This is a genomic window from Wolbachia endosymbiont (group B) of Chesias legatella (genome assembly GCF_964026945.1).
In the GTDB taxonomy this organism is placed as follows: domain Bacteria; phylum Pseudomonadota; class Alphaproteobacteria; order Rickettsiales; family Anaplasmataceae; genus Wolbachia.
In genome coordinates, this window is the sequence record NZ_OZ034711.1 from 640,248 (window position 1) to 653,707 (window position 13,460).

Consider the following 13,460-nt stretch of genomic DNA (forward strand, 5'->3'; position numbering starts at 1 on the left):
TACAGTAAAGTTATCTCATAAAATATTAAATTTGGAGTTTTATGGATCACAGACTAAGAGCTTATTTGCTTGGAGTTACCTGGTTTATACTCAGTTTACTTAGTAGTGTAGTTAATGATACTATATCAAAGTGTCTCGGTTTACACCTTCAAAGTTTTAAGATAATCTTTTTCCGTTTTTTATTTAGCACTATTACTCTTATACCTTTTATATTTTACTATGGAATAGGAGTTTGTAAAACAAGTCGAATATCTATTCAAATAACTAGAGGTGCATTGTTGTTTTGTGGAATGACCTTATGGACCTATGGGTTGACTATTTGCCCAATAGTAACTGCAACAATTATAGGTTTCTCAATACCATTATTTGTTATGCTTCTTGCAATTCCTTTTCTGGAAGAAAATATAATTTGGCAAAGATGGGTAGTAGCTGTCATTGGTTTTATTGGTATTGCTATTACTACTAAAGCTTATAGTGAGGATTTTAATCCTAAAATTCTTATTTTTATTGTATCCGCATTAATCTTCGCTATACTAGATGTACTTAATAAGAAGCTTGTAATGAAGGAGACAATAATAAGTATATTATTTTACTCAGCTCTAACAACAACAATTTTTTCCACTCCATCTTTGTTATTTTATTGGCATATGCCTTCCTTGTTGGAGTTAGTATTACTGCTGATTTTAGGAATAAGTTCAAACCTAATTCTGTTCTTCATGTTAAAAGCTTTTGCTCTTACTGATGCTACTGCACTTGCACCGTATAGATACATAGAGCTAATAATTTCTGCAATAGTAACATACGTTATATTTAATGAATTACCTGATAAAAGTGCTTTATATGGTACTTTGATATTAATACCATCAACCTTATTTATAGCTTATTCGGAAGGTAAGGCAATTAAGAAAAATAATGTAACAACAAAAGTTTATAATTGTTAATGGTATTTATTTTAGATGCTAAGCTATATTTTTAAGGTGATAATAAAATGCACATAACTATTATAGGAGTAGGGTATGTAGGATTAGTATCTGGTACAATGTTATCTGAGCAGGGCCATAAAGTTGATTGCATTGACATAAATACTGAGAAGATTGAACTTTTGAAATCAGGGAAAATTCCTCTATATGAACCTGGATTAGCAGATTATTTAGAGAATAATATAAAGTCACAAAGGATAAGATTTTTCGATTCGTATTTTCAAATAAATCCCAATACAGAAGTAGTATTTATAACTGTAGATACTCCATCAGACTCCCTAGGAAATGCAAATTTAAAGAATGTATATAATGCAGTAAGTGAAGTTTCTGAGAGAGTTAATCAAGATTGCTTAATAGTGATAAAGTCAACTGTTCCTCCTGGTACTGCAGAAAATATACATAATTATTTATCTAATAAGGGCTATAACTTTGATTTAGGAGTTAATCCAGAGTTTCTCAAGCAAGGCTCTGCAGTATCAGATTTTTTATACCCAGATAGGATAATAATAGGAGTAAAAACTAAGCTAGCTAGGGCAAAACTAGAAGTTATATATAGATCATTTATAGATAAGAATATTCCGTTAATAGTCACTGATACAGTTACTGCTGAAATGATTAAATATGCTTCTAATGCTTTTCTAGCAACAAAGGTTGCTTTTATCAATGAGATGGCAGGTTTATGTGAGCTATTAGGAGCAGACATTGACCTTTTAGCTAACAGTATGGGAATGGACCATAGAATAGGTAAGGAATTTCTCAAAGCTGGTCCAGGATTTGGAGGATCATGTTTTCCTAAGGATTTGTCAGCTTTATTAAGGCTTGCTGAAGACCACAATGTTAAGCTACAAATTTTAAATTCAGTTAAAGAATCTAACTATAATCATATAACAAACATTGCTAAAAAGGTAGAATATGTATTAAATGGAGTCCAAAATAAAAAAATAGCAATATGGGGGCTAACTTTTAAGTCTGGTACTGATGATGTAAGAAATAGCCCAGCTATAGATATTGCACAATTGTTAGTGAATAACAAGGCTAAAATTACTGCATATGACCCAATGGGGATGGATAATGCTAGGCAAGTTCTAAAGGATATAGAATACGCGGACAATGCTATAGGGGCTGCAAGGGACGCGGAAGCCTTGTTATTGTTAACGGAGTGGAAAGAATTTAAAAATCAAGATTTTGCAAGTTTAAAGAGTATTATGGCTGCACCTAATGTTTTTGATTTCCGTAATTTATTAGATAGCGAGCTATTACTAAGATATGGTTACCATGTTTATTCCTTGGGTAAAAAATCTATCTACAAAGTTTAACTGTTGAGAAATTTTTTTTACACCGCTTTACTTAGTTTTTTTAGATCTTTGCTTGATAGTATGGAAAAGCAAACGAGTGCAACAACAGAGCAAATGGAAAAAAATGAAAACATAATACTGTTACCACAGTGCTTAACAAGTACTCCTAAGAGCACGCATGAAAATATTGAACTTGCAATATACCCAAATAATCCTGTTAAGCTTACAATTGCACATACATTATTTTGTGGAGCAATTTCTACAGCTATAACACCTGTCAGTACTTGCACTCCAAATATAAAGAATCCTGATAAGATTGCACCAAGGTTCATAAGAATTATGTTTTGACCAAAGTTCATTGCAATAAAAGTTAGTGCTATACCCAACATATAAAGTGATGCCAGCAAGCTTCTATTTTGAAAGAAGTACATATCACTAATTCTTCCTGTGATTAAAGTTCCAAGGATTCCACCTAAATCATATACGCCTGTTATTAGTGAGGATTGTACAAGAGAAATTTGTAATTTATCCATTAAAATTATAGGAAACCAAAAAAAGATTCCCATTTTTATAATATAAGCACAAAAAGTAGCACAACATAGAAACCATATGGAACTTGTTACCTTGATACCTATTTGAGATTTCTGCACCTTATAATAGGTAGTAAAGTTGGCACTTTCTTTGTAATATGCTTTTAATATTGTATAAATTCCAAAAAGTAAGCATAAGAGACCAGAGTACAAAAATGCACTTTTTGCATCATATATTTTAATTATACTTGGTAATACAATTAAAGTAATACAAGAACCAAGTTGCTGAGATGCGCTCATAACTCCCCATGATGATGCAATTGAAGAGATGCTAGAGTTTGTAACCATAAACTTGGTAATAGCTGGCCAACCTAACCCTTGTGTCCAAGCTAATAATATTAATGTTAACAGTAATAAAGTTAGATTATTATATGATGAAGTTATACCAATGGTTAATAATCCAGTTGCAATATTGCATAGCCCAAACATAAATAATGGATTATTTTTGGAGTCCATGATTATTCCATTAACAAATTTTGATACTCCATAAAAAAAAGAAAAGCAGGCAAAAAAATAGCTTAATTTTACATGGTCAGTATCTATTAACAGTGGTAGAGCAATTGGTATACTTTGTCTTGATAAATAAAGCAGCATATATCCACAGAAGAATAGTAAATATTGAAAGAAGACAAAGTTCACACCTATTCCCAAATAGCTCTATGCAGATGCTAGCATAATACTATATTGGTATAATATTGTTTGACAAGAAGTTTGCAAACAATTAGTGCAGAAAATTACTTACTTAGTATCTTTCTTATAGCAGATACAGTAGTATTAATATCTTCATAGCTTATATCTCTATGTGTTATAGCTCTGATTTTACCTTTGATGTTAGCCATTCTAATTCCATAATTTGTCATTAGTACGTTTATTAATTCTTGAGTAGATATACAATTAGTACGTAATGAAAAATACGCTATATTAGTTTTATACAGGTCGATATCAATTATAACTTGATCTATAGAGCCTAGGCCTTCTATAAGGTGCTGCATTTTTTTATGATCTTCTTCTAAAGAATTTACATTATTATGTAGAGCATATAAACATGCAGCTGAAATAATGCCAGCTTGGTGCATACCTCCGCCAATTTGAAACTTATAGTACCAAGCTTTTTCAATAAAATCTTCACTTCCAAGCAATATTGCGCCCATTGGAGCACCTAATCCTTTACTAAAATCAATAAATATCGAATCAAAATAACTTGCATACTCTTTTGGAGATATTTTAGTATGAGCACAAGCGTTGAACAGTCTTGCTCCATCTAAATGAGTGAATACGTCATTCTCTTTGCAGAGACTTGAGATCTCTTGAATATATTCTAAAGGCCACACAGCTCCACCACCAAAATTTGTCGTTTGTTCGATAGAAACAAGCCCAACTCTCGGAATATTTCTTAAACTAGGACGAGTAATAAACTCAACAATTTGTTCTCCAGTAAATATTCCTCTCGTACCTTTGATGGGCAAAGGAGTGGCATGTGCCTGGGCTGCGATCAAGCCAGATTGTACTATGAGTGGATGTGAAGTTTCATCAAGCAGCAAGTAATCACCAGGTCTTTGAATGTGTACTTTATAAGCAATTACATTGGACATCGTTCCTGAAATCAAAAAGATTCCTGCAGGTTTACCTAATATTTTACATGCGGTTGCCACTAATTCGTTTACAGTTGGATCTTCACATGCAGCTTCGTTTCCAACTTTTGCTTTAGCCATCGCTTCCCTCATTTTAGCTGAAGGGTCAGTGTTTGAATCGCTAAAGAAATCTATTTTTATTCTCATATTAAATTTAACACAACCTCCTTTATAATTTCAGCAGCTTTCATGATTTCTGTTTCCTTTGTGCCAAGATGGGTAACTGCTCTTATATGAGACTCGAGCCAAGGAAAAAGCAATAAACCATAAGCTTGGCACTTACTCAAGAAAACCTCATTAGTTACATTTAGTGCTTTTATACTGAAGCTTACTATATTAGTTTCTGGATAAGGTAGTACCAGTTTTATGTGTGGAATTTCTTTAATCTTATCTGCAAACAATTTAGCGAGCTTATTATCTTCTTTAAGCCTAGAGATATTATTCTGTAGTACGTATTTTGCTGCATTAGCACAATACCCTATCTGATGATAACCACTACCTAGCCAAACCTGTAGCTTTTTAGCCCTTTCAATTATCTCTCTTTTACCCATAAGCATTGAACCAAAAGGAGCGCCAAGTCCTTTAGTAAAAGAAAAGCTCATTGTATCCACATATTTAGCATAATCTGCTAAAGCAATATTTGTTTCGATATGAGCATTAAATATTCTTGCACCGTCTAAATGAAGATTTACATTGTGAGCTTTTAAAAAGTGATATAACTCGACTTGTTTTTCAAAAGGATAAATTTTACCATTAAACCCATTTATACTATTTTCTATAGAAACAAGACTCACCTGAGCAAAAATTTTATACCTCGGCTTAGAATTAATAGCATATTCTACTTCATCAACATCTAAGATTCCGCTATTATTTCTAATACAATTAAATACGATATTATTTACTTTTGCATTGCCTGCGCTATCGAAAAAATTAACGTGGTAATTATAATGAGTTATTAGTTCATCACCAGGACTTGTTTGACTGGCAATGGCTAATCTATTTGCAAGCATACCGCTGGTTACAAATAATGCTTCTTCTACTTTGAATAATTGTTTGCAATATTCTGATAAGTCATTACAGCTTTTGTCTTCACCATAAGCAAAATCTCCAACAGTTGCATTACTTATTGCATGTATAACGTTGGAGCCCTGCAGAGTTGTAGTGTCACTTCTCAGATCAATAATTTTTTCCATCTTATTTTTTGCCATTCAAACAACCAATTTGAGCATTCCAAAGTTCCTTGTAAAGACCTTGCTTAGAAACTAATTCAGCATGTTTACCATCTTGGACAATTTTTCCTTTGTTAAATACTAGAATTCGGTCCATGTGTAAAAGTGTAGAAATACGGTGTGCTATAGTAATCGTAGTTTTATTTTTCATCAATTTGAATAAACTCATTTGAATTGTTTTTTCTGTTATAGAATCTAACTGACTAGTTGGTTCATCGAGAAATAATATTGGAGCGTTTTTTAAAAATGCCCTGGCTATTATTATTCTTTGTCTTTCTCCTCCAGATAGCTTGATGCCTTTTTCTCCGACTGTAGTTCCATATTGATCTGGTAGAGTCATAATGAAATCGTGAATACCAGCCAGCTTTGCAGCTCTCATTATTTCTTCGATAGTAGATTGAAGTCTACCATATATGATGTTTGCTAAAATAGTATCATGAAATAACAATGGGTCTTGAGGTATTACAGATATTTGTTGCCTCAAAGAACTCTGTGTAACTTCTGATACTATTTGATTATCAATCTGTATATTACCTTTTTTAACATCAAATAGCCTTAGAATTAAGTTTATAAAAGTAGATTTACCACCTCCAGAATAACCAACTAGACCTACCTTTTCGCAAGGATTAATGGTAACTGAGAAATCTTGAAATAATGGCTCCTGACCTTCATAAGAAAAAGAAACATTGTTAAACGTTATTCTTCCACTTAATAAATTTAATTCTTTAGCATTTTCCTTATCTTGAATTTCTGGTACAGTAGTCAAGATTGGCAATGCATCTGAAACTTTGCCGAAATGAGTAGAAAATTGGGTAAGATTCCTAGTTAGATGGTTAAGAAACTCTATAATCGATATATTAATTCCAAGTACAAGAGCAATATCTCCTATTGCAATTTTGTTCAATTGATAGTCATAAATTAAAAAGTACAAGTTTACTGCTTGGAGTATATCAAATGAATAGCCATATATAAACCAAAGACAAAAGTATGCCCATTGTAATTTTCTCTCTGCAATAGTTCTTTTCTTGCATATTTGAAAAAATTTGTGTCTCTCATGTGCTTGCTGAGAAAATAGCCTTACTGATATAACATTTAAAATACTATCTGCTATACTAGCTATTACTTGTGAATTTTGTTTAGAGTAATTATCAGCTAGTTCAGTAAGTACACGAAAGCTGAAAATCGATACTAAAATAAAAATGCTTACCCAAGTGAATGTGGCGATTGCAAATTTTATGTTTACTAATGATAAGGTATAAATAGCTAAGACTAATGCTATGCTGTAACCGAAAAAACAATCTATAAGCAATCTTATTAACTCTATCACACTATCCATTAAGTTACTGGCCTTATGTACTAAACTTCCGGATAAATTGTTCTGATAATAGGAATGGTCTTGTTGGAGTAGCCTACAAAAAGACATATCAGCTATTTTTTGACGCATTAAGGTAAACATTCGAATGTCAACAAAATAGCCATAGAATCTAAAAGCAGTAGTGATAAGTAATGCCATACCAAGATAAGCGCTTACAGGTAATAAAAGATTTTCAATTACATTACCTTCCTGATATTTTACAGCTGTATCTAGAATATTTTTTACTAAATACTTTCTAAAAGACAAATCAACAGCTACCACCAGAGCAACTAAAGACATTATAAGTACATTAAGCTTGAATTTAGATACTATATTCAAGATGAACATCAATACACATTTGAAGCTATCAACTCTACTTCTGTTCATTTACAATGCTAGCTCCACTACGTTGACTTTTTTATTGAGAAATACAAGTAGTGAAAACCATAAATTTTTGTATATTTTTCCTGAGATGTCTCCAGCATCATGTAGTGCTGATGCTTGATTTAGAATAAGCAGCTTATATAAATCTCGCTTAGCCTCAGTAGTGTCGATCTCAGAAATATTTGTAGTTGTATCTGTAATAAAGGCTAACCAGCTCTTGATAAGTTCTTCCATGTTTTTTGCTTTTATACTTTCCTGGTAGCCAAACAATGACAAGCATTCTCTCAGTATAGATTCTGTTAACTCACCACAATTGAGTATACCAAAAACTGAAGGCTGAGGTTTTGGCACATAGGGAAGGTCTTGATCTTTTATAATCCACCTTGTTACATAAGCAAATCTATCTTTAGCATCTGTATTCTTATCACTACCATGCCATAACCGTGAATCAAAAACTATCGCATCTCCTGCTGAAATAGGTAGTGACTTAATTTTGTAATTTTCTCGGTTGTTTGAGTACTGATCAAAAAAATATGGGTACCAAAAATCAACTAAAGGCTGTATTTCCCATTTATGACTGTTTTCTATAATTTGTAGTGCACCTGAAGTTTCACTTACATTATTCAAAGCTAACCAAACGGAAAAGTGGTAAGGATCATTGAAACTATAGGAGATGTCTTGGTGAAAGGGAACTGCATCTATTAAATCAGCAGTTTTACATATAACATTTGATTTTTTCTGCAGTATCTGACACTGAAGTGACTTTTCAAGGTAATTTTTAATAATTTTATCTAATGCTTGAGATATAATTCTAGTTACTTGAGATAACATGCCCCATCTGCCGGTACAGTTTAAGTAGTCAGAAGTTGAAACACTTATTTCTTGGGATAGCTTTGATATCTTATTTGTTATATCACTTAAAGACTGAATTATTAGCTCTAAAGGAACCAGATTTTTGATAATAAAAAAACCATTTTTTTGTAATGTTTCCATGTGATTAACATCTGACATCAATAACTGATAAGTAATCTGTTAAAGGTAAAACAGCAAAAATTTTGAATCCTTTTACTTGTTTGAGTATTTTTTCCCAATCGTTTAATGTTCTTAGTTTACCTCCTGTTTCAACCATGACATTAATATCTACAGAGCCTCCAGTTGGAGAGCGGTAATCTAAAATAGTTTCTATCAATAAAATACGAGATATTCCTTTGACCAATTTTAAATAAGACAATACTTTATCATCATCATAGTGCTGTAGAAAGCGGCAAAAGACACCTAATTCATAATTTGTAACTGATAGTTCTTCCTGAGTTATAAGTTTGACTTTTAAATTTTCTACTAACTGTCTTGGTACTTTATGTTCGTTATATAGGCCTATAGAACCTTTATTGTGTATATCAGAATAAGCAAGAAATAAAGAGTGTACACCAAATAGCAATATATTCTTAGCATCATCTATATTAATTCTAGAATTAAACTCTTTAGTATCAAACCTAGAATATCCTAGTAATGCTTGGTAAAATGCTATTTTCTTATCTTCTGATGCTTCTCTTTCCTTAAAAGATTCAAATGAAGAGATAGACTTCTGTTTTAGTATATCGGCCATCTTTAACCAATTCTTTTCAGCGGCAACTCTTGCCCACATTGTTGCTGCTTTTGGCAAAAATGGTATTTCCTTAAAACACTTACCTTTTGATGATAGTTTCCATAAGTCCTCGTCCTTATCGTAATCAATAAACCCTATTTCCCACAACGCCCTTAACAGCCTTTCTAGATTTGGTACGATAATGTTTAACTTTTTAGATAAAAACGGCACAGTTGCAGGTAAAATATTTAACAAATCAAGTTCAATAGCAACGCTTGTTAGGTAAGTTTTCCAAAAGGCTGAAAGTTCTGCAGAAATCCTATGCACTTGAGATTCTTTACCTAAATCAAAAATACTAAACTTTACATTTCCGGTAATATCGATTTGTCCTAACACACCTTCAAAAGTTTCAACTTTTGCCATCCCATTATAAAATGCTTCTACCATTTTAAATCTCTGCTGGTAAACAGGATCACCATTAATATCTATATGAAACCAACCATGTTGATCTTCTGCAATAGAATACCCTTTATGAAAAACATTAAGTTTTTTATACCATTTATTATGTACTAACTTTCCATGATGATTAATATGTGTAGCTTTACCATCCTTATAGACTACAGCGATACCATCCTTAAAATCTCCAACATAATCATATTCCTCCTGATAAATCCTGTTGCCATTTAAATTAATATGAAAACATTTATCATGTCTTCTAACTACACAAATATCTTCCTGATAATTTCCAATCCATTGATACGACTGTTTGTATACTCTACATCCAGATGAATCAATATGGTAACACCCTGTATCATCTTCTACGGCCGCTCTATTAAAGTAGAATCCAAAAGTTTTTAGAAATCTATGATGATAAACTGCTTCTCCTCTTACATTGATATGATAAGCACCTGTCTGATCATAAACCGGTGCAAGACCGGGCTCATGAAATTTACCAACCTTTATAAACCTATCTTCATACAAAGGATTTCCTAGTAATTCGTGAAAACTCTCACACGGTGAAATTTTAATAGATTTAAGATTATCTTTGATTAATTGATCAAAGGTTTTCTCATGTTGCATGTTTTGCATAATTTGTAATTTAAATAATTCTTTTGTAAGCTTAGGTACTCACTACTCTGCCATATTTCCTCGAGTTTAACCTCATTAACATTACCAAAATTTCCTAATGTCTTACGGAGTTCATCTGGAGCACAGCAAGGACTAAACTTTCCTTCATTGTTTATCCATGCTTCTTTACCTAAAAATGGGCATTGACCACCTGGAGCCAAATCCTTAATACCTTCTTGAGAAAGAATTGTAAAATTTTCTAATTTTATCTTTTTACCATTTGGTAATAGCATATTATCTCTAAGCTCATATAACCTTCTCACCTCTGTATTCCATCTACTAATTGCTAACTCATCTCTTCTCATAGATAGATCCTTAATTTCCTCAAAATGTGCCCAAAGATGATGTCCTTTAACTCTATCTATGCCGTTTTTTATGGCCATCTTAACTATGTCATAGAGTTCATGTAAATTACTTTCCAAAAATGTTAATTGTAAAGTAACGGTACACCTTTCACCTGTATCGCTAAAGTATTTATCTCTAACTTCAAGGAAAGTTTTTAAATTTTCTGTCACTACTTCCCATTTTGAACCTTTCATGATTCTTTCATGAGTTTCTTTAGTTGCCCCATTCCAGGAAATCTTAACATCAGATAAAATTGGTACCAATAGTTCAGCCCATTTTCTAGCTCTTTTAATGGGAAAAGAACCATTGGTTGTGAGGTTAAGCTTAAGGCCGAACTCATGGCACAAATTGATTATTTCATCAAAGCTTTTATACATTAAAGGCTCACCCATAGTAGAAGGAATGATTTCCCTTAAAGGTGTGTCAGCTGCTTCCTTAATTACTTTTCTGATAGTTTCTATCGACAGTATCTTAGGTTTTATTCCTTTAGCTTTCTTTTCTTCTTTAACTTTGCTGTATGGTGAAAAACATTCGCACATTATACAAGCAAAATTACAGTAATCTGGATTAGTATCAAAAGTAATTCTCCAAGGACCGGGTTTAACAGCTACTGATTTGCCTTTCTTTTCAATAGCATTACGGTAAATCTTGTTAAGTTTCTCAATATGCTCACTCATAGAAGGTATATTTCCATTTTTAGTATAAGGATAGCCTTTTTGGGTAAGTTTATTGTATAACTCCTGATTTGTAGATAGGACTTGCATTTTTTCTGACAAACTACTTGCATCTCTGTGCTTAAATAATAGTCCATCTCTTACATATTCTGCCATACCACCATAATCGGCTGTTATAACTGGTATTCTAAGTTGCTGTGCTTCATGTATTACTAACGGTGAATTTTCACCCCAAATTGAAGGAACGACTATTGCATCAACTTTATTAAATACGTCAGTAACTATATTCTTATTATCATAACTTCCCATCCACTCTATTCTTTCTTTAACAACAGGTGAAAACTGATCGGCAATCGCTTTTAAAGCTTTAGTTTCTTCTCTTGCTGCTCCCCAAATTCTAAGTTTTGCTTTAGATGATAAGTGAGAAAAAGCTTTCAATAATAGATCAACACCTTTTTCGGGAGTATGAGTACCAATATAACCGAAAATAAACTCTTTTTCTTGTACTCTATTTCTATTCTTAAGACGATTGAGATCAAAACCATAATCAAGATAAGAAATTTTGTTTATCGGAACATAAAAATCCTGAGTAAATTTATCCATCAAGAATTTCGATGGGGAAATAAAGTAATCTATATAGTCTATTATTTTCCTTGTGTGCTTCATTCTAGTTGCAACCCATTGTTCCCAATAATTTAGGTCTGAATTCAGGAATTCTTCATCTCCTGTAAAATATCCCTTGTAACATTGGGTTGCACATTTTTGATCCTTTTGTCCATCACAAAGCTGTAATAAATCTTCAGAATTGCGTTGAATAAACCTTCCTCTTGGACACATTAACCAAAAGTCATGTAGCGTAAAAATTGTAGGTATATTTTCTTTAAAAGCAATTTCTGGTAAAGTAATTGATAGATGATTAAGATGACCAAAATGTATAAGATCTGGCTGAAAGTTATCTATTACTCTTTTAAATTTTATATCTACTTCTTCATTAATAAATTTATAACGATATTTAGCTATGGGTATATTAATTAAATGCAGTAAGATTCGAGAATCACTACGATCTAGGACTGTAGTGTAATAAAAATCAGGTAAAAAGCTATTTTCATACCTAGTAAATACTTGTACCTCATTGTTATTTGCTAGTTCATGAGCAAGAGTTTGGCTGTAAACCTCTGAACCAGCGCTATAATAAGGAGGGTAACCATGAATAACTTTTAATATTTTCATATATTACCATATCTATATTGTTAGGATACTCTTGTATATTGTTTTGTAGACTTTTTATAAAATTGCTTAATCCTACTTCTAATGAATGCTTTGGAGACCAACCAAGTAGCTCTTTAGCTCTAGTAAAATCACCATGGAACTTAGTTACGTCAAAATTTCTTGGAGGATAAAAATCAATTCTAGAATCACTTTTCGTGACTTTTAATATTGTTTTTGCTAAGTTTTCTAAAGTACATGGGCTATTAGTAGTAAGATGAATAGCAGGAAGAGAAGATTTTTCACTTTGTAAATATTTAACAGTTAAGCATATACCCTCTATAACATCATCCAAGTAGGTAAAATCAAAAACACATTCTTTACCTTCTATTTTAATTGGATCACCTCTTAATGCATTAATACAGAGTGCGGGAATTACTCTACTGTTATGATCTAGTAAACCACCGTATACATTTGAAAAGCGTAATATTGCTACATTAAAATCTTTTAAACTTGTTATTTGCTTCTCAATAAATGCTTTACCTTTGGCATAATTATTTATTGGATCGATACTAGCAGATTCTGTAACCGGCAGTTCCTTCTGCTCTCCATAGACTTCCCTACTACTTGCATATATAAACCATGGTTTATTTGGAAGTGACTTACATAACCCTAAAAACTGCATTGTACCATCAACATTAATTTTTTTACACAGTTCAGGATAAAGTTCACCATGTATAACTCGAGAAATTGCAGCCAGATGAATAATTCCTGTACACTTAGCAAGTAGTGGTACTATATCTTCTGAAAAAAAACTGAGTGGATTGTTGCGAAACCTAATATCACAGCTTATTACTTCATGGCCCTGGTTTTCTAACTTTTTCACCAAGGTTGACCCTATCAAACCTGCAGCACCTGTTATTAATATCCCCATGTATACCCTCTCACTACAAATAGGAAAATTTGTCGTACCAATTATCTTACAAGTAAGAATCAAAAGGTATTATAAAACCAGTATAAAACAAATGTCAACTTAAATTAATGAATAAAAAAATGTAG

Annotated in this window: 10 protein-coding genes; 2 read left to right on the forward strand and 8 right to left on the reverse strand. The window is 32.2% G+C overall.

Annotation, left to right across the window (positions count from 1 at the left end):
- Window positions 1–41 precede the first annotated feature (41 nt).
- Both AAGD65_RS02925 and AAGD65_RS02930 read left to right on the forward strand, forming a co-directional pair.
- On the forward strand, window positions 42–941 hold the full coding sequence (locus tag AAGD65_RS02925; protein ID WP_264683253.1) for a DMT family transporter: 900 nt from the start codon (window positions 42–44) through the stop codon (window positions 939–941).
- A 47-nt stretch (window positions 942–988) separates the two neighbouring features.
- Window positions 989–2,296 (forward strand): UDP-glucose dehydrogenase family protein, encoded by a 1,308-nt coding sequence (locus tag AAGD65_RS02930; protein WP_264374470.1) that lies wholly within the window; start codon window positions 989–991, stop codon window positions 2,294–2,296.
- Between the two features lie 17 nt (window positions 2,297–2,313).
- On the opposite strand, the gene AAGD65_RS02935 is transcribed toward AAGD65_RS02930, so the two are convergent.
- The 8 genes from AAGD65_RS02935 to AAGD65_RS02970 all read right to left on the reverse strand — a co-directional run bounded on the left by AAGD65_RS02935 (window position 2,314) and on the right by AAGD65_RS02970 (window position 13,335).
- Complete coding sequence (locus AAGD65_RS02935) at window positions 2,314–3,459, reverse strand: MFS transporter (RefSeq protein ID WP_264684991.1); 1,146 nt, start codon at window positions 3,457–3,459, stop codon at window positions 2,314–2,316.
- 140 nt (window positions 3,460–3,599) lie between these two features.
- Entirely contained in the window at window positions 3,600–4,643 is a 1,044-nt protein-coding gene (locus AAGD65_RS02940) for a threonine aldolase family protein (protein WP_264376874.1), read from the reverse strand.
- The gene (locus AAGD65_RS02945; RefSeq protein ID WP_211908672.1) at window positions 4,640–5,689 is read right to left on the reverse strand and encodes a threonine aldolase family protein; all 1,050 of its coding nucleotides are present in this window, start codon (window positions 5,687–5,689) and stop codon (window positions 4,640–4,642) included. Before AAGD65_RS02945 ends, AAGD65_RS02940 begins: the two co-directional genes overlap by 4 nt.
- Window position 5,690: 1 nt before the next feature.
- A complete protein-coding gene (locus tag AAGD65_RS02950; protein ID WP_211908065.1) occupies window positions 5,691–7,466 on the reverse strand; it encodes an ABC transporter ATP-binding protein in 1,776 nt (591 codons plus the stop codon).
- The gene (locus AAGD65_RS02955) at window positions 7,467–8,456 is read right to left on the reverse strand and encodes a phytanoyl-CoA dioxygenase family protein (protein WP_211908674.1); all 990 of its coding nucleotides are present in this window, start codon (window positions 8,454–8,456) and stop codon (window positions 7,467–7,469) included.
- A 4-nt stretch (window positions 8,457–8,460) separates the two neighbouring features.
- Entirely contained in the window at window positions 8,461–10,137 is a 1,677-nt protein-coding gene (locus AAGD65_RS02960) for a WG repeat-containing protein (RefSeq protein WP_263858704.1), read from the reverse strand.
- Window positions 10,098–12,425 carry a glycosyltransferase gene (locus AAGD65_RS02965; RefSeq protein WP_264683256.1) on the reverse strand — a complete coding sequence of 776 codons (2,328 nt, stop codon included), beginning with the start codon at window positions 12,423–12,425 and terminating at the stop codon, window positions 10,098–10,100. The genes AAGD65_RS02960 and AAGD65_RS02965 overlap by 40 nt, the downstream gene beginning before the upstream one ends.
- Window positions 12,382–13,335, reverse strand: a complete 954-nt coding sequence (locus tag AAGD65_RS02970) for an NAD-dependent epimerase/dehydratase family protein (protein ID WP_264376250.1) — start codon at window positions 13,333–13,335, stop codon at window positions 12,382–12,384. Before AAGD65_RS02970 ends, AAGD65_RS02965 begins: the two co-directional genes overlap by 44 nt.
- Window positions 13,336–13,460 lie beyond the last annotated feature (125 nt).